Origin of the sequence: Bifidobacterium sp. UBA744, assembly GCA_002298605.1 — a bacterium.
Lineage (GTDB): Bacteria > Actinomycetota > Actinomycetes > Actinomycetales > Bifidobacteriaceae > Bifidobacterium.
This window is the reverse complement of sequence record DBKS01000053.1, coordinates 1-23,145: the sequence shown is the minus strand read 5'-3', so window position 1 is coordinate 23,145 and position 23,145 is coordinate 1. Positions and strand designations below refer to the sequence as shown.

The window sequence follows — 23,145 nt, the reverse complement described above, 5'->3', positions numbered from 1 at the left end:
GCGCCGCACCATGACGGTGACGATCCGCGGCCGCGAACAGCGCGTGCAGGTGTCCAACGGCGTATTCTCCGCCAACCGAGTGGACCTCGGCACGTCCGTGCTGCTCAGGGGCGCGCCGGAACCGCCCGCGATCGGCAGGTTCCTCGACATCGGATGTGGATGGGGCCCCATCACCCTGGCACTCGCCCAGGCCTCCCCCAACGCCCGGGTCCACGCCATCGACGTGAACGAACGCGCACTCGAACTCACCGTAGGCAATGCCGCGGCGAACGGCTGCGCCAACGTGCACGCCACCCAGGTGGATGAATCCGGCAAGCCGCTTCCGGACCAGATCTCCGACATCACCGAACCATTGGACGACGACGCGACATTCGATCTGATCTGGTCGAATCCGCCGATTCGAGTGGGCAAGGCGGTGCTTCACACCCTGCTGATGACTTGGCTGCCCCGGCTCAATCCGACGGGGGCCGCCTATCTGGTGGTGCAAAAGAACCTCGGCGCCGACTCACTGATCCCCTGGCTCGCCGAAGCGTTGGGCGACGAATTCACAGTCGGCAAATACGCAAGCTCCAAGGGCTACCGTATCATTGAGGTTTTGCGACAGCAGCGTTAGCCCCCAAGGGAAACGGGGGCAGGAGAAAAGGCAATGAACTTCGAATACCCCGCGGAGCTGCCGGTTTCGGCCGCTCGTAACGACATTTCGCAGGCCGTACGCACCTCGCAGGTCGTTATCGTCTCCGGCCAGACGGGCTCGGGAAAAACCACGCAAATCCCCAAGATCCTACTTGAAATGGGCCGCGGCAGCCACGGCCGGCAAATAGTGCACACCCAGCCGCGGCGGCTCGCCGCGCGAACCGTCGCCGAGCGCATAGCCACCGAACTGGGCGTTCGTCTCGGGGACGAGGTGGGCTTCCAAGTTCGTTTTACGGACGAAAGCTCGCCGAAAACCCGCCTTCGTGTGGTCACCGACGGCATTCTGCTCGCACAGATCCAGCGCGACCCCAATCTCAGCCAGTACGACACCATCGTGATCGACGAGGCCCATGAGCGCAGCCTCAACATCGACTTTCTGCTCGGCTATTTCACCGCCCTGCTGCCCAGGCGCCGGGATCTCAAGCTCATCATCACCTCCGCCACCATCGATTCGGTGAAATTCAAGGAGCATTTCGAACACGCTCTGAAGGCGAAGGTACCGGTGATCGAGGTTTCCGGTCGCACCTACCCCGTGCAGGTACTGTACGAGCCTTTGGGAACCGCGCCGGCGCTCATGCGGGAGGTGCCGGGATTCGCAACCGGAGCCCGCCCCGGCGACGCCGATTATGAGGAGCTGTCCACCGCCGTTGCAGGCGACGGCGAATCGCATGGCGCACGGTCCGCCCGAGGCGGCGGACATCGGGACTCCGACGACGGCGGGATCACCGATATGGCCACGGCCGTGGCACGCGCCTGCGCCGAATTGGTCATTCATTCCTCGCATGAACGCGGCGCCCGCGACATCCTGGTCTTCGCCTCCGGTGAACGCGATATCCATGACTTCGAAAACGCGTTGCGCCACCACTATGGTCCGAGGGCCGCCGACATGCGCCGGCCGGACGCCATTGAGATCATGCCGCTGTTCGCGCGGCTGTCGAACAAGGAGCAGCATCGCGTCTTCGAGCCTCACTCCCACCAGCGCATCGTGATCGCCACCAATGTGGCCGAGACATCGTTGACGGTACCCGGCATCCGGTATGTGGTCGACCCGGGAACCGCCCGCATCTCCCGATACTCGAAAACCGCGAAGGTGCAGCGTCTGCCGATCGAGCCGATCAGCCAGGCCAGCGCCGACCAGCGCAGCGGCCGATGCGGCCGTATCGCCGACGGTATCGCGATCCGCCTGTACAGTCGCGAGGACTACGAGACCCGCCCCCGCTTCACCGAGCCGGAAATCCTGCGCACCTCGTTGGGCGCGGTGGTGCTGCATATGCTGTCGGTGGGCGTGGCGCGCACCGCGGAAGACGTGACGCATTTCGGCTTCATCGACCCACCGGATATGAAAGCCGTGTCCGACGGCTTCAATGAGTTGACGGAACTCAAGGCCATCGGACGCAGGCACGGGGAAGTCACGCTGACGCATATCGGCCGCCAGTTGTCCCGCATCCCCATCGACGTGCGTCTCGGGCGCATGGTGATCGAAGCCGCCAAATCCACGCCCGACACCCTTGCCGCAGTGCTGGTGGTCGTCGCGTTCCTCAGCCTGCAGGATCCGCGCGAACGACCCGACGAGAACCGCGAGGAAGCCGACCGCATCCACAACCGATACGCGGACGCGTCCTCCGATTTCCTCACCGCGCTTAACATCTGGGACCGCATCTTCCAAGCCGACGGCGAGCCGAGCAACTCGGCGCTGCGCCGCATCTGCAAAACCGAATACTTCAGCTGGCTGCGCATCCGCCAGTGGAGGGATCTGGTCAATCAGCTCACCGAGATGTGCCGCGAGCTCAAATTCAAGGTCGGTTCTCCGCAGCCCATATCACGCCCCGATCTCACCGTGCGCCAGCTGCCGATCAACCAGCAGGCCGCCCACAGCATGTGCTGCTCGTGGGATGATCGCGGTATTCACACCGCCATGCTAGCCGGACTGCTGTCGAATATGGGCATGCAGGTGATTCGCGAACCCAAGGCCTCGGATTTCGCGGGCTTGTCCGGCGCGGCACGCGTCCGAGCCATGAAGCGCGCCCAGAAGCAGTCCAGGAACGAGTACCTTGGCGCGCGCGGCACGCATTTCGCCCTGTTCCCGGCTTCGGCTGTCGCCAAAACCACTCCCCCGTGGGTGATGAGCACCGAACTTGTGGAAACCAGCCGCCTCTGGGCCCGGTATTCCGCCGCCATCGACCCGGCATGGGCCGAACCGCTTGCCGGGTCGCTGACGCGCGTGACCTATGCCGAACCCCACTGGTCGGGATCCCGGGGATCCGCCGTCGCGAGCGCCAAAGTGCTGTTGTACGGTCTGCCGATCGTGCAGGACCGCACGGTGCAATGGGGACGCATCAATCCCGTTGAGGCGCGTGATTTTCTGCTGCGTCAGGGCTTGGTGGAAGGTGACATTCGGCAGCGCTTCAGCTACGACGATTTTGTGGCAGGGAATCGCGACATTCTCGAAGACGCCGCCGACGACGCCAACCGCACCCGCCAAGTGGCCGAAACGGTGAGCGACGAGGACCTGTTCGACTTCTACAACGCCGCGATCCCCCCGCAGGTGACCAGTGTGGCCGATCTGGCCAAATGGTGGAAGGGCGAGCATGACGCCCACCCCGATCTGTTGGATTTCGACCCGAGCAAGGTGGAGCGTCTGGCCGACGCGGATACCGTCAGCTTGGACGACTACCCCGATCACTGGCATACGCTCGGCACCGATGGCACGCCTGTCGATCTGCGACTGAGCTATGTGTACGACCCGCATGATCCGCTGGACGGCGTGACCGTGCATGTTCCGGTGACCGTATTGTCCCGACTCACGCCGGAACAATTCACCTGGAACGTGCCCGGCCTGTTGGATGAGCTGATACTCGGCATGATCAAGGCGCTGCCCAAGGCCCTTCGCGTGCAGTTCGTGCCCGCCCCCGACACCGCCCGCACCATTCGCGCATGGATCGACGAACGATACCCCGATCTGCCGGGCTCCGGCGAGACGCGGCATCCGAATCTGCCCCCGGCACCAGCCGACGGTTCCCCGGCCCGATGGCCGGACCTCGCCCATGTATTCACCCAGGCCGCCATCGCCACAGTTGGCGCGCAAATCCATCCCGAAGTGCTTAACGGGGAACTGTGGGACAAGCTCAGCGCGTATCTCAAAGTCACCTTCGCCATCGAGCAGTCAGCACCACGCCCCGCGCACGCCCACGGCAAACGTCGCAACGGCGGTCGCGGACCGGTCAAGACACTTGGCACCGGCAAGGATCTGGCCGCTCTGCAACGCCGGTTCGCCGCGCAAGCCGAGGCGGCCGCGCAACGTATGGTCGAGCGCAAGGCCAGCGCCGCAGGCCAGCAGGGCAAGCTCGTGGAGAAGGCGAATCTGCTGCACAAGGCGGGCGCCACCACCGAGTCCCGCGCCGCCATGCTGTGGCGGGGCGCACTGGATGCACTCAGGCTGCCTTCGGAACGTGTTTCGTCCCGTTGGCTCGGCACGGAGGCATTGATGCTCGCCTCGGCACCGTACCAGTCCACCAGGGCGCTGGTGGAGGACTTGCAGCTGGCGGCGGTCAAACGGCTCCTGCCCGAAGTCGACAAGCTTCCCGACGACGAGGCGCTGGCCAATGCCGTGCTCGACGTGCAGCAGGTGTACGAGGACACGGTATACGCCGTGGCCAGGGATGTGATCGCCATTCTCAAACGCCATGCCGAAGTGGATAAGGCCGTATCAGGCAAGGCCGATCTGCCGATGCTGTCGGTTTTGCAGTCGATTCGCGAACATATCGCCACATTGGTGTTTCCCGGGTTCATCGGCAAGGCGCCGCCGTATGCGCTCCGTCATATCGAACGGTACCTCCACGCGGATCTGAGCCGGCTCGCCAAGGCCAAAACCGACAAGAACCGCGACGTCCGCTGGGCGTGGCAGGCGGATGAGGCGCGGCGGGTGGCCGACGCCGCAATGTCCCGGGCCAAGGCGGAACCGGCCGGCCCACGCCATGAGGAGCTGATGCGGCAGGCCACCGAGGCACGGTGGATGTTGGAGGAGTTCTACGTGTCCTTGTGGGCCCAGGAGCTGGGCACGCCGAAACCGGTCAGCCTCCAACGGCTGAAAAAGGCCGTGGCGTGACGCCCTTCCCTCCAGGAACGTTCTCACCGCGATTCAGACAGGAACGATACAATACGTGGCAATGACCAGATCAGCAGCACGCCGCAAACGCACCTCATGCGTCACCCGATGGAAGCGCGCCTGGAAACGCGCCGGATTGGCCCGTCGCACGGCCATCGTGGGCTCGGCCGTCGTCGCGGCGATTGTGGTCGTCGCACTGACGCTCGGCATGGTGCGGGTAGTGCAGTACCAGCGCCTGGTGGCCGCCACCCGCGAGCATCAACAGGAGTGGACGCTTACCTATGATTTCAACCCCGGCAACATCATCTCCGACAGGCAGTTCTTCGACCCGCATGCGATGAGCGCCGACGAGATCCAGACGTTTCTCAACGACAAGGGGTCGGCCTGCACCGGGGACCAATGCCTGAAGTCCAAAACCTTTGACGCGGATCCGCGCGACGCCGACGACCTGTGCTCGGCATTCGCGGGCGGCACCGCGCTCACCGCCGCACAGATCATCGATCAGGCGTCGCAATCCTGTGGCATCAGCCAAAAAGTCCTGCTCACGCTGATACAAAAAGAACAGCATCTGGTTACCGCGGCGCCGCCAAGCGATTGGAACTACAAGGCCGCGACCGGTTTGAGCTGTCCGGACGACGCCAGCTGCGACCCCGCCTACGCCGGCTTCGTCAACCAGGTGGTCGGAGCGGCTCGACGGTTCAAATACTATCTGGCACATCCCAAGCAGTATCAGATCCGCACCGGCGAAGTGAACGCCATCCGATACCATCCCAACGCGGCCTGCGGCACCGGCAACGTCTTCATCGAGAACGACGCGACCACGCTGCTCTACATCTACACGCCATACCAGCCCAATGCCGCGGCGCTGGCGGCGGGATCAGGGACCGGAGACAGCTGCTCCAGTTATGGCAACCGCAATTTCACCATCATCTACGCCGGATGGTTCGGCAATCCCCGTGACTGACATTCGCGAGGCGGCTGTTTCTCAGTGAGCGAGACCGCGATCCGTCCGAGACGACCTCCCCAGTCGGATGGCGACTCGGACGGCGGAAATCCGATTAGGCCGCCCACTCGACGATCTCGTCGGTGAGCGGCGTGCCGTGACGCGTTCCCGTCACCGATGCCGCCGATTCCTCGATCACGGCGTCGCGCTGCCTTCGAATGCGCGAGGCCATATCTCGCCTGAATGATTCAATGTCGTCCTGACCGTCACGGAACGCGCTGAACGGAATGACCACGGTATCGTTGACCAGACCTTGCGGAAAATGAATCTGCTTATCGAGCAGCGTCCACAGTGTAACGGCTTCCTTGTCGGAGGCGACACGGTAGCACAACGCGTCGTCGATGACCTCCGGCTCGGCGTTCAGCACGGCGAACGGCAAGCGAACCATGAAATCGTCAGCCAGATGCTCTTCGACGCCCATCGGGGTGACGAGCGAGCGCACGAATACGCTCCACTGCCGAATGTCGGGCTGCGCCAGCTCCATGGCCTCGACGTTCACGCCACGGGCGGCGAACCAGCGTTTGGTCATGGAACGCTGTGAGGCAAGCACCATACGAGGGTGCGCAAGGCCAACCAGAGCCAGCAGCCATTGCACCAGACAGAATCCGAACAGCAGCCATACGGCAACGCGTTCCGAAGCGCCGATCACCCCCAGCAGCAGCAATATCAGGCACACCGCTCCCGCCAGCATGAACACGGTGGAGAATCCGGCGAGAATGGCGAATCCCTTCTTCAGTTCCTTTCTGCCACGCGAAGCATACCAGCGTGAATACCCCCGGTAATCCACGGAAAAAGCGTACGGGCCGAACACCACCTCGTCGTTGGTGCCATCGTCCAGCGTCTCGCCAAGTGTCTCGTCCTGCTTATTCGTCATCGGCCTCCCGCCTTGCATCCGTTGTCATGGGTTTCCTCAAAGCGGTGACGACAAGGGCGGCGAGCAGTGAGAAGATCGCCCCCACCGGTCCAAGCCACACCAGACCAAGAGCGTCATTGACGATACCACCGACTGCGGAACCCACCGCAATGCCGATATTGAACGACATGGGGTTCAACGACGACGCAAGGTTCACACAGCCGGGATGCGACCGCCCCGCCACATCCATATAGAGGATCTGCGACGGCGAATTCTGCAGATACATGAGGCATCCCAAAACAATGAGCACCACGGCGCCATACACGGCCGGCAGCGCGCCCGCGAACGCCAACGCGCAAAGCGCCAGCGCCTGGATCAGATAGATCGGGCGGATCGCCGACAACGGCTCCACGCCGGTACCGCGATCGGCAAACTTGGCGCTCGTCAGATTGCCCCACAGGCAGGCAAGCCCGTACACCATCAGACCTGCGCTCACCAGGCTTTCGGAAAAGCCAAGCTCGTCGCGCATAATCGGCGTCAGGTACGTGTAGAACACGTAGGTGGCTGCGGCTCCACACACAACGGCGCACATGCCAAGCTGAATACGGCGATCGGCGAAGAGGCGGAACTGGCGGAGGAACCCGATCTTGATCCGTTGCGGGTCGCGACGAGGCACCGACACCAGCATCATCGCCAGCACCGCCACCGTCAACGCATTCACCAGCCAGAACGCCCATCGCCAGCCGAAAGCGTTCGCCACCGCGGTGCCGACCGGCACGCCCACCACCGAGGCGATGGAGAAACCGGAAAACACCCATGCGATGAATTTCGTGCGATTGGCGGATGACGTCACGTCATTCGCATACGTCATCGAAATCGAGACGATCGTTCCGGACACCGCCGCAATCATCAGCCGGGCCGCCACCAGCACCTGGTAATTCGGCGCGACGGCACACAGCACGTTGCCGACCAGGAACACAACCGCCAGCGCGACATGCGCGGTGAATCGAGGGAACCGGGCGGAAAGCGCCGACCCCAACGGCGTGCACGGCGCATACAGAACAGCGAACAACGCCACCAGATTGCCGACAGTGACCTCCGAAACGCCAAGCCCATGCGCGATGTCCGGCAGGATGCCCACCACCACGAATTCGCTCATGCCCAGCATGAAATTCAGCGCGATCAGCGTAATCACCGGCAATGTGAAGAAGCGACCGGATCGAACCTTCTCAGAGCACCGCTCCTTGGATCGCCGTTCTTCAGCTCGACGACGCACAGTCAACTTCGCCCCTTTCCCCTCACGACACAGGGCACGGCCCATGACCGAAACCGCGGTCATTGTACCATCCCCGCCGATTCCAGAACCCGCTGACTTCGCCCGCCGACCATGGTGTCTCAGCCGACCATGGCGATAGAATGGTCACGGAACCGAAGTGCGAACCAAACGCGGTTTTTCTGGCCGGAGGAGTCCGAGAAGAACTCAGGGAACGGCTCAGCGGACCGTCTCGGACGACATTGCGAAGGGAAACGAACATGGGACTGTTCGCAAGCAGAAACGGCAAGGACGCCAACGGCGACGGCTACGTTTCGCCATTCGACACGGATGAGACGCAGGATTACGTCGATCCGTCACAGGTGCTGGATGCCGACAATCAGAAGAGCAAACTGGCCGGAAGACCCCCGTGGACGCCGCAGGAAAGCCGCGTATCGGCCACCGCCACCGCCGCGGACACGGCAACGGCTACGAATCCGATCAGGACAACGGAGCCGAAACCGATGGCGGCCACATCGAACCCAATCGTCGGACGGCGGCAATCCCAAACCCGCGCAGGCAGCACATCCCGCCACGCCGACACATCCCGCCGCGTCAGCACGATGGCCACGGCGGCGATCATATGCGCCGCCGTGGCCTTCTTGTGCGATTTCAGCCCCATTCTGCAACTCGCACTGTCCGTGATCACCGCGATATTGGCCGCTGCCGCACTCATTGCCATCTCACGCCACCAATGGGCCGGCAAAGGCAGAGCCATTACAGCGCTCGTACTTGCCGTGTGGCTCATAGTGTCTTCCACGCTTTCGACAATCACCCTGATGTCCCTTGGCGGCAATCCGTGGACGGGCGACTGGAGCGGCAGATACGCCGCAGAAACCTCGCTCCCCTCCTCCAGCGACGGGGAGGAGCCTGACTATTCCAAGGTCAAACCCGAGGACGTTGAACCGACCGTACTGGAAGACGAAGGCAGCCTGACCTGGGCGGAGGGTTCCTCCGGAGATGTCGCCATCGTCTCAGCGCGACGCGGACCGCGGTCATATGCCGACAACCCAACGGTGATCGTCACCTACCGGTTCACCAATCATGCGGCGAACAACACGTCGTTCGGCGTTATCCACGACAACGTCTACCAGCATGGCGCAAGCCTTCATGAAACATCAGTCTCCGACTATCGCAACTATTCCGCGGAGGACCCCGACGGATTGGACTATTACGACTACCAATCCCCCAATCTGGAGATCGCGAACGGGGCAAGCCTTGATGTGACCAAGGCATATGAGCTTCGGGACGAATCCGACATCGCGGTCGAACTGTCCAGCAACGACCCCGTCATCATCCGCGGTGGATTCTCCCTGGCGCAGGATCGGACCGATCTCACCCGTCTGCAAGCATCCGACATCACGAATGCACTGGAGCCCGACGAAGGCGCCGGGACGACCGACACCGCGCAATGGTTCGAATCATGGGATGGATATTTGTCAGGCAACGGCGTGCAGGACAGCCTGTCATTCACGGTCAGGGACGTAACGTACGCGGGCAGAAGCGATCGGGATGTCGACACGGCGGTCATCACCATCGATTGGGAGAACACATCCAAGCACCCCATATACTTCACTCGGATCGGCTACCCCAAATTCTTCCAGAACGGCGTGGAACTGAGCACGGCCTCCCTCTCGTCCGACAGCGATCTGTATGACTTCCCATCCCAGCTTCAGTACCTGCAGCCAGGCGTTACCGGCACGGTCACATTCGCCTGCGAATTACGCAACCTCACCGATCAGGTGCGCATGCAGATGTCGGGATCGGACGGACCCGAGTTCGACCAGTCCTTCCCGATCGACGGAGTGCCGTCATAAACTCCCCGTTCGCAATGCAGCGGACTGCAACCGCCATACGACTGCGCAATTCTGCTACAGGCGACGAAGATACTTGCTCAACTCGTACGGCGTGACCTGGCTGTTGTATTCGGCCCACTCCTGACGCTTATTGCGCAGGAAATACTCGAAGGCATGCTCGCCAAGCACGTCGGCCACAAAATCGGAGCGCTCCATGATCTTCAGCGCCTCGTCCAGCGAACTCGGCAACGGCTTGATGCCCATGGCCTGGCGCTCCTGATCGGTGAGCTCCCACACATCATCACTGGTCGGCTCGTCAAGCTGCATCTGCTTGTCGATGCCGTCCAGACCGGCGGCCAACAGCAGCGAATAGGCGAGATACGGGTTGGCGACCGGGTCGAGCGCACGGAACTCCATACGGGCGGAATTCCCCTTGCCGGGCTTGTACTGCGGAATACGCAGCAGGGCGGAGCGATTGTTATGGCCCCAGCAAATGTAGCTCGGCGCCTCGTTGCCGCCCCACAGACGCTTGTAGGAATTCACGTACTGGCAGGTCACCGCGCAGATCTCGGCGGCATGGTACAGAATGCCGGCTGCGAACTGCCGCGCGGTCAGCGACATGTTGAATTCCTGGCCAGCCTCGTAGAACGCGTTGGAATCGCCCTCGAACAAGCTCAAATGGGTGTGCATGCCGGATCCCGGCTTGTCGGAGAACGGCTTGGGCATGAAGCTGGCGTGAATGCCACGCTCAAGCGAAATCTCCTTGACCACCGTACGGAACGTCATGATGTTGTCGGCCGTGGTAAGCGCATCGGCATAGCGCAGATCGATCTCGTTCTGGCCGGGACCCGCCTCGTGATGCGAATACTCCACCGAAATGCCCATCTGCTCAAGCATATTCACCGTGGCACGGCGGAAATCCATCCCGGGGCTTCGCGGCACATGGTCGAAATAGCCGCCGTCGTCGATGGGCTTGGGCGTTTGGGACCAGTCCTCCTGATTCTCGAACAGGTAGAACTCGATTTCTGGATGCACATAGAACGTGAAGCCACGGTCCTTCGCCTTGGCGAGCGCGCGCTTGAGCACATGGCGCGGATCCCCCAGCGACGGCTCCCCCTCGGGCGTCAGTACGTCGCAGAACATGCGGGCGGTACCCTGAGGGCCACCTCGCCACGGCAGGATCTGGAAGGTGGAGGGATCGGGGTGGACGATCATATCATCCTCGGAAATACGGGTCATGCCCTCGATCGCCGAACCGTCAAATCCCAAACCCTCTTCAAACGCCGCTTCCAGCTCCGCAGGAGCAATCGCCACAGACTTCAGCGTTCCCAAAACATCGGTGAACCACAAACGAATAAAGCGCACGTCGCGTTCTTCGACCGTGCGCAGTGCAAACTCTTGCTGCTTATCCATAGGGACCATGGTCGCATGCTATTATTACGGCACTCGTTAACACAAAACCTGGCGTCGATCGCCGTCCGGCTATTTCGCGCTGCAGGGAAGCTCGCCCTTTTTGATCAAAGATTTGAATACCTTGTAATCCTCTTCGGTCTGATCGGCATAGCTGACGGCGAAAGACGCCACGGCCTCATCGAACTCGGAGGTGCCGCCCAGATAGTTCGCTATGGCCGTGGAATCGCCGGTACGCGCGTGGGCGTGGGCCAGGCACCACGCGCACATGCGGCCCAGATCGGACAGGGCCAGATCATTGAGATGATCGATGTCGATGGATCCCTTGCCGTTCCAAAGCTGCCGGACGTAATAGTCACGCGGCCGACCGTCATCGGCTATGAACGACGACCAGCCGAGCATGACGTCGGCCGTCGACTGGATGAGCTTCTGCCCCTGCACCACACGCTCGCCGTGCGTGGCGTACGGACTGGTGCCGCAGAAGCGCTCGAGCACCGAATCGGTGGCCTCCTTCATTTGCAGAATCAGCGGATCGTCCACGTCGCGGCCGGTGAACATGGCGATCCAGGCACGCTGGCCCACGGATCCCACGCCGACGACCTTGCGGGCGGCGTCGTGATACCGGTAATGATCGAAGACATGACGGCGGTCATCGTACAGAGACTCGCGGTAGCTGGCCATCAGCGCGTCGATGCGCGCCTGCAGCGCGTCGAGATCGGCGTAATGCTTCAGACGGCTGATCGGCACCAATTCCGGCGGGGCGTAGTTGAAGCGCAGCTTGTCGCCCTCCCAATGTGCGAGTTTGGCGGCCGCGGCGTCGGAGTCCTTCAACGCGGCCTTCATGGCGGCGGCGCGCAGAGTGCGGTTCTTCACGCCGTTGCGCGTCGATTCGAAGCGATCAAGCGTCTGCTCGACATCAAGATGGTCGTACCACGCCTCAAGATAATCCATCTTGGAGAACTGGTCGATGCGGTTGCGATACGTGTGCACGCAACGCTCCACGCAGGCGCGACGGGCCTTTTCCTTGATGCCGTTCGCGCGCCCGCACACCTCGACGCTGACCGCAAGACGTTTGATGTCCCACTCCCACGGGCCGGTGGCGGTCTCGTCGAAATCGTTGATGTCGAACACCAGACGGGCGGACGGCGAACGGAAGATGCCGAAATTGCCGATATGGGCGTCGCCCACGCATTGCACCGGGATGCCGGTAACCGGCGTGCGGGCCAAATCGTTCGCCATGATCAAGGCCGTGCCGCGGTAGAAGGTGAAGGGGCTGACACTCATACGGGCGTAACGCAACGGAATCAGATCTGGCACGCGCACGGCCGACTGTTCCTCCAGCAGGCTGATCACATCGCGACGCCCCTCACGCACCTGCCATATGGCATGGCTTTCCAAGGGCGCCTTGACACGAGCGGCGATGCCGGCTTTGGCCCTGTCGCGTGGATCCTCATGCTCCACCCAGGAGCGCAGGTCGATGCGGGGCCATCGCCGGGCGCTCCCGGTCGACGGGTCGGCGGATTCCGAGACGCCGCCCGCGCTCACCGTTGTCTTCACTGTGTTCGACGTCTTGCTCATCAGCCGCGCGCAACCTCGAGAGCCTCTTCGAGCGTGAATGCTCGGGCATACAGCGACTTGCCCAGAATCGCGGCGTCCACACCCAGATCGGCAAGTTCCCTGATGGCCCGCAGGTCATCCAGCCTGGCGATGCCGCCCGAAGCGGTGACCTTGGCGTCGGTGCGTTCGGCGACCTCCCTGAGCAGGGTGATATTCGGCCCCGACATCATGCCGTCCCTGGCGACGTCGGTAACCACGTAGCGCGAGCATCCCACCGAATCCAGGAACGCCATCGTCTCGAACAGGTCGCCGCCCTCCTTGACCCATCCGCGGGCCGCAAGCGTGTGGCCGCGCACGTCAAGACCCACGGCGACACGGTCTCCGTATTTGGTGATGACCGACGCGGTCCATTCGGGGTTCTCGAGCGCGGCGGTGCCGATGTTCACCCGCGCGGCGCCGGCTTCCAGCGCGGCGTCCAGCGACTCGTCGTCGCGCACGCCGCCGGACATTTCAATATTGACCTTATCCCCCAGTTCGGCGACGATGGCTTTGAGCTGGGCGCGGTTGTCGCCCGTGCCGAACGCGGCGTCGAGATCGACCAGATGGATCCATTCGGCGCCCGCCTCAACCCAGGTGCGGGCGGCCTCAAGCGGGGAGCCGTAATCGGTTTCGGAACCGGATTCGCCTTGGCGCAGGCGCACGGCTTTGCCATCACGGACATCAACGGCGGGAAGCAGGGTAAGCGACATGGAATTTCCTTTCAGAACGAAGCGATCCAATTGGTGAGCAGCTTGGCGCCGGCCTCACCGGATTTTTCAGGATGGAACTGCGTGGCCGAGATCGGGCCGCGTTCATAGGCCGCGACGAAATGGCTGTAGCCGTAATCGCACCATGTGATGCGCTCATCGGCATCGCCGAGATCGATCTGTTCGTGGCTCAGGTCGGCGGGAGCGGCGTTCATGGCGGCGTAGGAGTGCACAAAGTAGAACCGCTCATCCTCAACACCGCGCAGCAGGGTGCTGCCAGGGGCGGCGTCAACGGTGTCCCATCCCATATGCGGCACCACAGGGGCATCCAGAAGGTCCACGCTGCCACCGATCAATCCAAGTCCATGGGCGTTCTCCTGATGTTCGGTGCCGGTTTCGAACATGATCTGAAGCCCGACGCACACGCCCAGCACAGGCCTGCCGGAACGAACCCGATCGTATATCACACGGTCGCCTCTCACCTGCCGCAGTCCGTCCACGCATGCCGCGAACGCCCCGACGCCGGGCACCACCAGGCCATCGGCTTCCAGCGCCTGCCGGTAATCGGAGGTGAGTGTGGCATCCACGCCGAGATTGGCGAGCGCACGCACCATGGAACGAACATTGCCGAACCCGTAATCGAAGACGACGACTCTGGTCATTGGTTGCTCCTTGCTATGTCAGACTTGCGCCACGGACTGGCGCGATGGGCTCTTGCTATTGCACGCGCGAGCCGCGGGTGGCGCCGCCACGGCCAAAGCGCGTGTGTTCGGCAATCACCTTCATGGCGGCCTCGCGATCGTACGCGGAGGTGGACACCATCGTAAGTCCTTGGGATTTCAGGGCGTCGACGGTTGTCATGCCGAGCATCAGGTCCTCGACGAAGCCCGCGGTCGCGGTGAACAGCACAGGCGGGGCGAAAGTCTGACCGGACTGCCCCTTGAGGTACATGGTGGCCTCGAGCTTGTCGGCGCGATTCACCGCCAGCACAACCGCCATGCCGTTGACCACTGTGGTCAGGTCTTTGGCCGCGGCTTCGGGACCGTCGCCGGCGAGATTGGACAGCACGGCCACCGCCCCATCCTGCGAGGCGATGCAATCGGCCGAAATGTCGGAAATTTGGCAGAACGCGGCCAGCAGCTCGGCCGAGGCGAGACGCGTGATGATCACGGCCACTTTGGCCTTGTCCCCCAGCAGCCCTTCAAGTTCCTCGTCGAAGTCCGCCGTCGGATCCCCTCCGTCATGGCCGCCGTCATCGTCGTTCTTGCCGGCGTCGCCTTCCTTGAATTCCTTCTCGAAGCCGGCGAGCGCAGCTTCGAGCTCCTCGTCGGAGAAGTGCGCGTCGTCGGGGTTGAAATCCTCCGCCATCACAGACTCCCCTTTGTGCTCGGCACGCCGTGCACGCGCGGATCGGGTTCGACGGCGAAACGCAGGGCCCTGGCCAGCGCCTTGAACTCGGCTTCGGCGATATGATGCGGGTCACGCCCCGCCAGCACCTGCATATGCAGGCAGATGCCGGCATGCAGCGCAATGGATTCCATCACGTGGCGAACCAGCGAACCGGTGAAATGACCGCCCATCATACAGTATTCATAGCCGGCCGGCTCACCGGTGCACACCGCATAGGGACGCCCGGAGATATCGACCACGGCCTTGGCCAGGGCCTCGTCCAGAGGCACGGTGGCATCGGCGAAACGGCGGATGCCACGCTTGTCGCCCAGCGCCTGCTTCAACGCCTCGCCGAACACGATGGCGGTGTCCTCCACCGTATGATGCACATCGATGTCGGTGTCCCCCCAGGCCTTGATCTTGAGATCGATCAGCGAGTGTTTGCCCAGGGCCGTCATCATATGGTTGTAAAACGGTACGGACGTGTCGATATCGGTCTGTCCGGTGCCATCGAGATCGAGTTCGAGATCGATATGCGATTCGCTGGTTTCACGAATGATGTGTGCGGTACGTGCCATGTGCTTCCTCTCCCTGTTGCAGGCCTGCATACTGGCGCATGCGGTGTCGGTCTGCACTTGATTATCGACGTTATGCCTACCGCGGCAAGTATGGGGACGTTTACGCCTCGACCAGACGGAGCACCTCGACCAGCGCCTCGCGGAATCGTTCCATCTCCCCGTCGGTGCCCATGCAGACGCGCAGCCAGCCATCGGGGCCGACCACGCGGATCAGCACGCCGCGCTTCAGGAGTTCGTCGAAGATCCGCTCGCGGTCATCGAAATGACCGCCGAACAGCAGGAAGTTCGACTGCGACTGCGCCACTTCCAGCGGTTTGCCCCGATAGGTCTGCCGTTTGAGCCATGCGGCGGTGGCCTCGCGGGTTTCACGCAAATGTCCGACGCGGCTCAGCTGCTCGTCGATGTGCTCGAACGCGGCGAGCGCCGCGGCCTGCGTGACGGCGGACAGATGGTAAGGCATGCGCACGATGCGCACGCAATCGATGATGCCGCGGCTGGCGGCCAGATAGCCCACACGCGCGCCGGCGAAGGCAAAGGCCTTGCTCATGGTGCGGCTGACGGCCAGATTCGGATGGTCCTTGATCAGGCTGACTGCGGAGGGCAGGCCGGGATCGCGGAATTCCACATACGCCTCGTCAATCACGAGAATCGGATGGACGCCTTCGGGCGCGCCGGCGACTCCAGCGGTTTCGCATGCCGCGAGGATGCGCTCGACGTCACCCATGGGCAGCGGCGTGCCGGTGGGATTGTTCGGACTGGTCAGCAGCACCATGCTCGGGCGCACGCGCTCGATCGCCTCAAGCACCGCCTCCACGTTCAACGTGAAATCGGCGTTGCGGTGAGCGAGCTCCCAGCCGGTAAACGTGTCACGGGCGTATTCGGGATACATCGAATAGGTCGGGTCTGCGCCCAGGGCGGTGCGGCCGGGACCGCCGAACGCCTGGAAGAGCTGGAGCATGATCTCGTTGGAGCCGTTGGCGCCCCACAGCTCGTCCACGTCGAGCCGTACGCCCGACTCCCTGGCAAGGTAGTCGGAGAATGCCCGACGAAGCTCGACATGCTCGCGGTCCGGATAACGGTTGAGCGTCGGGGCGATCTCGCGCACGCGACGCGCGATCGAATCGCAGACGGCGGGGTCGGGCGCATACGGGTTCTCATTGACGTTCAGGCACACCGGCACGTCGAGCTGGGGAGCACCATAGGGCTCCTCGCCGACCAGATCGTTGCGCAGGGGAAGATTGGAGGGAATGGAGCTCACTTGAGACCCGCCTTGATTTCCTGCTTGTCGAGCGTGGCCTTGTCGTACGGATCGTCGACGAAACGAGTCAGCACGCATTCTCCATGGCCCGGCAGATCCTCGGACACCGCGAAGGCGTTGATGCGGGCGGCCAAGGTCTTCAGGCCCTCCTCGTCGTATTCAATGACCTCGACGGGCTTCATGAAGGTGTGCACGCCAAGTCCCGCGGCGAAACGGGCGGTACCGCCGGTGGGCAGCACGTGGTTGGAACCGGACATGTAATCGCCCAGCGGCACCGGGGAGAACGGGCCGCGGAAAATCGCGCCGGCATTCCTGATGCGCTTGACCACGGCGTCGGCGTTCTCGGTCTGGATCTCCAGATGCTCGGCGGCGTACGCATTGGCGGCGTCGATGGACTGGTCGAGATCGTCCGTCAGCACAATGGCCGACTGCTGACCGGACAGGGAGGTGTGGACGCGCTCGGCATGCTCGGTGCGGGGCACGCGCCTGAGCAGCTCGGCCTGCACGGCGTCGGCGATGTCTGTGGAATCGGTGAACAGCACGGAACCGGCGAGCTCATCGTGCTCCGCCTGGCCGATCAGGTCGGCCGCCACGAACTTCGGGGTGGCGCTCCCGTCTGCGATAATGCCGATTTCGGTGGGGCCCGCAACCGCGTCGATGCCGACGAAACCGGACACCAGCGACTTGGCGGTGGCGACGAAGATGTTGCCCGGGCCGGTGATCTTGTCGACAGGATCACACAGCACATCGCCGTCCTGCGGCAGCTCGCCCTTGGCGCCATACGCGAACATGGCGATGGCCTGGGCGCCGCCGACCGCGTACACCTCATCAACGCCGAGAATGGCGCAGGTTGCCAGAATGGTCTTGTTCGGCAGGCCCTCGTCGTTGTCGCGCGCCGGCGGGGTGGCGATGGCTAGGGATTCGACGCCGGCGGCCTGAGCCGGCACAACGTTCATGATCACGGATGAGGGGTATACGGCCTTGCCCCCGGGCACGTACAGGCCCACACGCTGAATCGGAATCCAACGTTCGGCGACGCGGGCGCCGGACGCGAGATCGGTGTGGAAGTCCTTCGGCACCTGGTTGGCCGCCACCGCGCGGGCGCGGCGCACCGATTCCTCGATGGCGGAGCGGACCTCGGGATCCAGCGTCTCAAGAGCGGATGCGAACGCCTCGGCGGGCACCCGCAGATGCTCGGGACGCACATGATCGAACTTCTCTTCGAAATCGCGCAGTGCGGCGGCGCCACGCTCCTTCACGTCCTTGAGGATCGGACGCACCAGATCCGACGCCTCGGAGGTGCCCATGGCGGCGCGTGGCATGGCGGCCAGCAGCTCGGCACGGGACAGTTTGCGACCACGGAGGTCGATGATTCGCATAATGTTCTCGCTCATAGCTCCTCAGTGTAGGTTCCCGCGCTGACCGCACGACCGCCGGACCGCGTCTCAACCCACATGCTGAGATATCCGGCGCGTCATCCGGCAGATTATCGAGAAAGCCCCGAGGTCACACATTGCCGCGGGCCTTTTGATCGGCCCAGGACTGCGACTGCACATACGTCACCGGATCGGCGCCGATGCGCCCCTCCGGGGAGCTCAGCGCGTCGATGGCGGCTAGCTCGCTCGCGGTCAGATCAAAACCGGCGGAAGCGAGATTCTGCCGCATGCGATCGGCATGCTTCGACTTCGGGATGACGATGCGACCGGACTGGGTGTGCCAACGCAGCACCACCTCGGCCGGAGTGACGTGATGGGCCTCGGCGGCGGCCACCACCGGCTCGGCATTCATGTCGCCGCCATGGCCCAGCGGACTCCACGCCTCCACCGCAATGCCGTGCTCGCGGCAGAATCGCAGGGTTTCGGGCTGGCTGTAGCGCGGATGGTTCTCGATCTGGTTGACGGCCGGATACTCGCCGGAATCCTCATACAGCGCCTCAAGGTGTTCGGGCAGGAAATTGCTCACGGCCGGCACGCGAATCTCGCCGTCGTCGCGCAGCTTGAGCAGCGCCTTCCATGTCTGGCGGTACGCGTCGATGCGCGGCATGGGCCAGTGGATCAGGTACATGTCGACGCAGTCCACTCCGAGCTTGCGCCGCGAATCCTCGAAGGCGATCAGCGTCTGGTCGTAGCCCTGATCGCAGTTGCGCAGTTTGGAGGTGACGAACACCTGACCGGCCATGCCAGTCGCCTTGAGCGCGGCGCCCACCGCCTCCTCGTTGTAGTACGCCGCGGCGGTGTCGATGTGACGATACCCGATCTCCAACGCCTCCTCCACGGCCCGCTGGGTCTGGTCGGCGGGAATCTGGAAGGTCCCGAAACCGATCTGCGGAATCTCGGTATGTGATGCATCGTTCAACATGAGCATTGGAGCGCGCAGTCCACTCGTCATTATTCGTCCTTTCCTCGGCGGGTTCCTCCGCGGCGAACCACTTCCGGAGGATTCGCCGTCAACATCGCGCGGCCGCCTCCTGTCGACATGGTCGCCGCCTCCCATGGTATCCGCCGGGCCTCCCCATCGCCATGCCGGACTATCCGGCGGGATGCGCCGGATGCCGCACGAGATCCCGCTCGATCCACGCCATCACCAGCGACGCAAGCCGATCGATCTCCTCATCGCTCAGCTCCCTGCCCTTGGGAATATGATGCCATTTCTCAATGCATCCCCTGCAGCAGGTGGCGGTGGCATGCTGGGCCGTGAACACTGGGTGGCCCCGCCACGGCGTCTGCCTGCCGTCATTGCGAGGCTCCGCATCCCCCACGCGGGCGCGCAGCATGTCGTGGGCATGACGGCCGATCACCGCCTTGCCCTTGGCTCGGGCGTAGGCGCGGTCCTTGTCGGACAACGCGAATTTCGTCCGGAATTGAGATTGCGCGAGCCGACCAAGCGTCTCCCGCACCCATGCTGACTGTTGAGCCTCATTCACGATGCCAACTGTAGTCGGGTCGTTCCGGTTTGCGTATTGCATGACGCCCGGGGGGGGGGAGGCTGTCTGCCTACTGCCCACTCGCCTACTTACTTACTGTCTACCTGCCATTGCGATAGTCGCGCCTCCCCCGCTTATGCCGGTCCGGACTCCTTCGAAACTCCGCCCGCGCGGCAACCTGACGATCATGGCGTTTGGCGTCCTCGCCCCGCAGATCCTCGACGACGCGAATCGGCTTGCGATGCACGCGCCTGCCCCCGCGAGCGTTCACAGCCAGCGAGGAATCCTCCACGAATCGAGGCGCATTGGAAGTCTTCTTCCGGCGCTTATTGCGCTTATTGCGCCCATTGGCATTTGGGGCCTTCCCCGAAGGCTGCCGTTCCTTCCTCCTCGAGGCCTTGCCTGTCGCCATGCCCGCCGGAGTGTCATCGTCATGACGATCCAAACGCATTTGACGCTTTGCCTCGGCGGCACGCTCCTCGGCGGCGTGGAGGGCCTCTTCCGACTCCCGTCGCCAGACTTCCGCCTCCCGCTCGACGCGCTCCACCAGCTCGCCGACTTCAGGCGAATCCTCGCGCACGGAAACCGGCTTGACATGAATACCGGCTTCGCGCAGCACGCGCAACGCACCGCGACGCTGATCCGGCATCACCAGAGTGACCACATCGCCCGCATGGCCGGCACGGGCGGTGCGGCCGGAACGATGCAGGAACGACTTCGGATCGTTCGGAGGGTCGACATGCACCACCAGCGCCACGCCGCTAACGTCAATGCCACGTGCGGCCACGTCGGTGGCGACCAGCACATTCACCCCGCCATCGGTGAACAACGCGAGATTGCGGTCGCGCTGCCGTTGGCTCAGATTGCCATGCAAATCGGTTGCCGGAATATCGTGGGAGCGCAGACGCCTGGCCAACTTCTCGGCCTGGAACTTGGTCCGGGTAAACAGAATGCGCTTGCCCTGGCCCTTGGCAAGGGCGCATACCAGCGGGAAACGCCCGTCCCTCGTGGTGAGAAACACATGATGGGTCATCAGCGCCACCGGAGATGTCGCCTCATCGACACTGTGGATCTTGGGATCGTGAAGGAATCGTTTGACGAGCTTATCCACGCCGTGATCAAGCGTGGCGGAGAACAGCAGGCACTGGGCGCGGTCGGAGATCTGCGCCAGCAGCCGCTCAACCGCGGGAAGGAAACCCATATCGGCCATTTCGTCGGCTTCGTCGAGCACGGCGACCTCAACGGATTCCAAGGACAACAGGTTCTGCCGAAGCAGGTCCTCGAGACGCCCCGGACACGCCACCACGATATCCGCGCCGGCGTTCAGCCCGGCAACCTGTCGACCCTGCTTCACGCCGCCGTACACGGTGACCGTGGTCAGACGCATGGCGCGGGCGAGAGGCGCCAGCACCTCGTCGATCTGGTTGGCGAGTTCACGGGTCGGAGCGAGAATCAGCCCGCGGGGATGCGGCATGCGACGAGACGGCTTGCGCCCGCTTGCGCGTTCACGCTGGATCCGATTCTTTTCGCGTTCGAATTCCTCCACCGCGGCGCGAGTTCCGGAACCATGGCTGGCGAGACGAGCAACCATCGGAATCGCAAACGCCAGCGTTTTGCCCGACCCGGTGCGGCCACGACCCAGAATGTCGCGCCCCGCCAATGAGTCGGGCAAGGTGTCCTGCTGGATGGGAAACGCCGTCACCTTGCCTTCAAGAGCCAGCGCACGCGTCATCGGTCCCGGCACGCCAAGATCGTCAAAGGATTGAGATTGCATTGCTTCAGACATAGACGCACCATCATAGCGCGAGGAATACCTAACGTTCGGCTGACCGCGCCAGCGACGGGCCATCCCGCCATACGTCCAAATACAATGCTCGGCCTGCCAGCGGCATCAGGACAGAAGTGCCCCCCTCGCCTTGATAAAGGCCACACCCGAGACGAAGAAGACTGCCACCACTCCGACGAAGCACCAGAGGGTCGGTCCGATAGTCCCGGGAAGCACCAGGGCGGGCGCCACGAACGCGAAGGAAGCGCAGATGATGCGAGACAGGCCGAGAATCGTTCCCTGGACAGCCGCACGATTCGATTCGGGGAAGGATTCCTGGGTCCATACCTTACAGATCGCCTCGCCGGCGAGTGGCATGCCCAGATACATGATGCCGGTCGCGACGACGGTGACGACCAGGGTGCCGCCGCCCACCGCCATCATCACCATGGCCGCCAACGACAACACGCCTCCGACGAGGAACAGGGGATTGCGCCATTTGGTGTTCACCGTGGCCGAGACCAGCATATTCGAACCAAGCATCACCACGTACAGGACGACGCCCAGACCGGTGGCCAATGTCTGCGAAGCATTGGCGTTGACGAGCATATAAGTCTGGAACTGCGCCCATGTGTTGGCCAGAAGGTTCCAGAACACGTAGAACACCATCAGCAGCACGAACAGCCTGAGATAGCGGCGACCTTCGACGCCCGCAAACAACACGCGGATTCCTTTTCCGGGCGCGGTTTCGGATCCACCGTCCACGGACGAGGCCTTCGAAGAGCCGCTCTCCCCCAGTCTGTGAAGTTCGCGAAACTCGCTGGAACGGACGCGCCACCACCACAATGCCAATGCCACGGAGGCAAGGACAAGGAACACGATCCGGCCTCCCATCGCACCGCGCAGTGGCGAAACCACGAACGCAAGCACCACCGACACCAGCATGCCCAGCTGCCATCCGATCTGCGTGGCTGCAACAAGCTTCGAACCAACCTGCGGATCCTCCGCATCGCGGGTCAACGCGGACAGAGACACGGGAAGATCAACGCCGGTTCCCAGCCCCGCGAGTACCACGCCGGCCAACAGCATCGGAAAATTGACGGCAAGGGCACACAGCAGGAATCCCAACGCGACCACAAGATTCGACCAGTTGAATACACGCGTCATCCCGAATCTCGCGCAGAGCACACCCACCGATAGCGAACCGGCCGCGATGGCGAAATTCAAAACCGCGCTAAGCGCACCGATCTCAAATGTCCCCAAGCCAAGACCGCTCTGCCACATGGTGAGAGTCGACGACAAAGCGACGATGGCGGACGAGCCGAGAAACGACCCCAGGCCGCCGGCCCACCCCAAACGACTCAACGCCGTCCGTCTGTCAAATTCAACGCTGGTCATTGTTGCCCCCTCTTTGGTGCTCCCGCCCGTCAAGCGACGATTCTGCTTGTCTCACCCTCCGCCCGGTCGCCATTTACAATATCGCACCGCGCGTCTTTTGGATTAGCCGCTTTGATTGTAGCCTGCGTCTTTTCTCGTCCCACACTTTGTTTGGAGGGTTTTCATTTGGAGGTTTTTCCTCCACCCCAGGCCTTACGCCCGCACCGGCACGCGACGCTTCAGCACACGCTCCGCCACGGCGAATAGTGCAAACAACGCGACGGCTATTATCAGATACACGACCAATGCATCAGCGTATATCTCGACAAACTTGAAACTCTCCGACGCGATAATCGTTGCGGATAACGCCCGTCTTCTTG

General features: G+C 63.0%; 18 protein-coding genes. 4 read left to right on the top strand and 14 right to left on the bottom strand.

Translation table 11 applies throughout. The annotated features are described in order from the left end of the window. The 3 genes from B2994_RS05415 to B2994_RS05405 form a co-directional block, all read left to right on the top strand. Window positions 1–613, top strand: a 613-nt coding sequence (locus tag B2994_RS05415; RefSeq protein ID WP_291527353.1) for a class I SAM-dependent methyltransferase, incomplete at its 5' end; no start/stop codon positions are given. 33 nt (window positions 614–646) lie between these two features. Further along, window positions 647–4,798 carry a DUF3418 domain-containing protein gene (locus B2994_RS05410; RefSeq protein WP_291527352.1) on the top strand — a complete coding sequence of 1,384 codons (4,152 nt, stop codon included), beginning with the start codon at window positions 647–649 and terminating at the stop codon, window positions 4,796–4,798. Window positions 4,799–4,859: 61 nt separating this feature from the next. Then, window positions 4,860–5,762, top strand: a complete 903-nt coding sequence (locus B2994_RS05405; RefSeq protein ID WP_291527351.1) for a hemagglutinin — start codon at window positions 4,860–4,862, stop codon at window positions 5,760–5,762. 94 nt (window positions 5,763–5,856) lie between these two features. Here the strand turns inward: B2994_RS05405 and B2994_RS05400 are convergent, their stop codons facing one another. Next, window positions 5,857–6,675 (bottom strand): hypothetical protein, encoded by an 819-nt coding sequence (locus B2994_RS05400; RefSeq protein ID WP_291527350.1) that lies wholly within the window; start codon window positions 6,673–6,675, stop codon window positions 5,857–5,859. Beyond that, window positions 6,665–7,822 carry an MFS transporter gene (locus tag B2994_RS05395; protein ID WP_349675658.1) on the bottom strand — a complete coding sequence of 386 codons (1,158 nt, stop codon included), beginning with the start codon at window positions 7,820–7,822 and terminating at the stop codon, window positions 6,665–6,667. Before B2994_RS05395 ends, B2994_RS05400 begins: the two co-directional genes overlap by 11 nt. Before the next feature lie 365 nt (window positions 7,823–8,187). Between B2994_RS05395 and B2994_RS05390 the strand changes: the two genes are divergently transcribed. Beyond that, complete coding sequence (locus tag B2994_RS05390; protein WP_291527348.1) at window positions 8,188–9,783, top strand: DUF5067 domain-containing protein; 1,596 nt, start codon at window positions 8,188–8,190, stop codon at window positions 9,781–9,783. A gap of 54 nt (window positions 9,784–9,837) precedes the next feature. Here B2994_RS05390 and glnA read toward each other — a convergent pair whose 3' ends face one another. The 12 genes from glnA to B2994_RS05330 form a co-directional block, all read right to left on the bottom strand. Then, window positions 9,838–11,175, bottom strand: a complete 1,338-nt coding sequence (gene glnA, locus B2994_RS05385; protein WP_291527347.1) for a type I glutamate--ammonia ligase — start codon at window positions 11,173–11,175, stop codon at window positions 9,838–9,840. A 69-nt stretch (window positions 11,176–11,244) separates the two neighbouring features. Beyond that, window positions 11,245–12,750, bottom strand: a complete 1,506-nt coding sequence (locus tag B2994_RS05380; RefSeq protein WP_291527346.1) for a DUF2252 domain-containing protein — start codon at window positions 12,748–12,750, stop codon at window positions 11,245–11,247. After that, window positions 12,750–13,478 (bottom strand): bifunctional 1-(5-phosphoribosyl)-5-((5-phosphoribosylamino)methylideneamino)imidazole-4-carboxamide isomerase/phosphoribosylanthranilate isomerase PriA, encoded by a 729-nt coding sequence (gene priA, locus B2994_RS05375; protein ID WP_291527345.1) that lies wholly within the window; start codon window positions 13,476–13,478, stop codon window positions 12,750–12,752. The genes B2994_RS05380 and priA overlap by 1 nt, the downstream gene beginning before the upstream one ends. Before the next feature lie 11 nt (window positions 13,479–13,489). Further along, entirely contained in the window at window positions 13,490–14,137 is a 648-nt protein-coding gene (hisH, locus tag B2994_RS05370) for an imidazole glycerol phosphate synthase subunit HisH (protein WP_291527344.1), read from the bottom strand. Window positions 14,138–14,192: 55 nt separating this feature from the next. Next, window positions 14,193–14,843, bottom strand: a complete 651-nt coding sequence (locus tag B2994_RS05365; RefSeq protein ID WP_291527343.1) for a hypothetical protein — start codon at window positions 14,841–14,843, stop codon at window positions 14,193–14,195. Further along, window positions 14,843–15,442, bottom strand: coding sequence for an imidazoleglycerol-phosphate dehydratase HisB (gene hisB, locus B2994_RS05360; protein ID WP_291527342.1), 600 nt, complete (start codon window positions 15,440–15,442; stop codon window positions 14,843–14,845). The genes B2994_RS05365 and hisB overlap by 1 nt, the downstream gene beginning before the upstream one ends. 100 nt (window positions 15,443–15,542) lie before the next feature. Continuing rightward, complete coding sequence (locus B2994_RS05355; RefSeq protein ID WP_291527341.1) at window positions 15,543–16,700, bottom strand: histidinol-phosphate transaminase; 1,158 nt, start codon at window positions 16,698–16,700, stop codon at window positions 15,543–15,545. After that, window positions 16,697–18,094, bottom strand: a complete 1,398-nt coding sequence (gene hisD, locus B2994_RS05350; RefSeq protein WP_291527340.1) for a histidinol dehydrogenase — start codon at window positions 18,092–18,094, stop codon at window positions 16,697–16,699. The genes B2994_RS05355 and hisD overlap by 4 nt, the downstream gene beginning before the upstream one ends. A 112-nt stretch (window positions 18,095–18,206) precedes the next feature. Continuing rightward, window positions 18,207–19,088: an aldo/keto reductase gene (locus B2994_RS05345; RefSeq protein WP_291527339.1), complete on the bottom strand. Its 882-nt coding sequence runs from the start codon at window positions 19,086–19,088 to the stop codon at window positions 18,207–18,209. 139 nt (window positions 19,089–19,227) lie between these two features. Beyond that, window positions 19,228–19,623 carry a DUF4186 domain-containing protein gene (locus tag B2994_RS05340; protein WP_291527338.1) on the bottom strand — a complete coding sequence of 132 codons (396 nt, stop codon included), beginning with the start codon at window positions 19,621–19,623 and terminating at the stop codon, window positions 19,228–19,230. A gap of 100 nt (window positions 19,624–19,723) precedes the next feature. Continuing rightward, a complete protein-coding gene (locus tag B2994_RS05335; protein ID WP_414630645.1) occupies window positions 19,724–21,409 on the bottom strand; it encodes a DEAD/DEAH box helicase in 1,686 nt (561 codons plus the stop codon). 105 nt (window positions 21,410–21,514) lie between these two features. Further along, window positions 21,515–22,786, bottom strand: a complete 1,272-nt coding sequence (locus B2994_RS05330; protein ID WP_291527337.1) for an MFS transporter — start codon at window positions 22,784–22,786, stop codon at window positions 21,515–21,517. Window positions 22,787–23,145 lie beyond the last annotated feature (359 nt).

What these genes read in the sequence shown, in the direction of transcription:
- B2994_RS05365 (WP_291527343.1), bottom strand. Translation starts at nt 14,843, where the DNA reads ATGGCGGAGGATTTCAACCCCGACGACGCGCACTTCTCCGACGAGGAG.
- B2994_RS05335 (WP_414630645.1), bottom strand. Translation starts at nt 21,409, where the DNA reads ATGTCTGAAGCAATGCAATCTCAATCCTTTGACGATCTTGGCGTGCCG.
- glnA (WP_291527347.1), bottom strand. Translation starts at nt 11,175, where the DNA reads ATGGATAAGCAGCAAGAGTTTGCACTGCGCACGGTCGAAGAACGCGAC.
- hisB (WP_291527342.1), bottom strand. Translation starts at nt 15,442, where the DNA reads ATGGCACGTACCGCACACATCATTCGTGAAACCAGCGAATCGCATATC.
- B2994_RS05405 (WP_291527351.1), top strand. Translation starts at nt 4,860, where the DNA reads ATGACCAGATCAGCAGCACGCCGCAAACGCACCTCATGCGTCACCCGA.
- B2994_RS05380 (WP_291527346.1), bottom strand. Translation starts at nt 12,750, where the DNA reads ATGAGCAAGACGTCGAACACAGTGAAGACAACGGTGAGCGCGGGCGGC.
- priA (WP_291527345.1), bottom strand. Translation starts at nt 13,478, where the DNA reads ATGTCGCTTACCCTGCTTCCCGCCGTTGATGTCCGTGATGGCAAAGCC.
- B2994_RS05395 (WP_349675658.1), bottom strand. Translation starts at nt 7,822, where the DNA reads ATGCTGGGCATGAGCGAATTCGTGGTGGTGGGCATCCTGCCGGACATC.
- B2994_RS05410 (WP_291527352.1), top strand. Translation starts at nt 647, where the DNA reads ATGAACTTCGAATACCCCGCGGAGCTGCCGGTTTCGGCCGCTCGTAAC.
- B2994_RS05390 (WP_291527348.1), top strand. Translation starts at nt 8,188, where the DNA reads ATGGGACTGTTCGCAAGCAGAAACGGCAAGGACGCCAACGGCGACGGC.
- hisH (WP_291527344.1), bottom strand. Translation starts at nt 14,137, where the DNA reads ATGACCAGAGTCGTCGTCTTCGATTACGGGTTCGGCAATGTTCGTTCC.
- hisD (WP_291527340.1), bottom strand. Translation starts at nt 18,094, where the DNA reads ATGAGCGAGAACATTATGCGAATCATCGACCTCCGTGGTCGCAAACTG.
- B2994_RS05345 (WP_291527339.1), bottom strand. Translation starts at nt 19,088, where the DNA reads ATGACGAGTGGACTGCGCGCTCCAATGCTCATGTTGAACGATGCATCA.
- B2994_RS05400 (WP_291527350.1), bottom strand. Translation starts at nt 6,675, where the DNA reads ATGACGAATAAGCAGGACGAGACACTTGGCGAGACGCTGGACGATGGC.
- B2994_RS05330 (WP_291527337.1), bottom strand. Translation starts at nt 22,786, where the DNA reads ATGACCAGCGTTGAATTTGACAGACGGACGGCGTTGAGTCGTTTGGGG.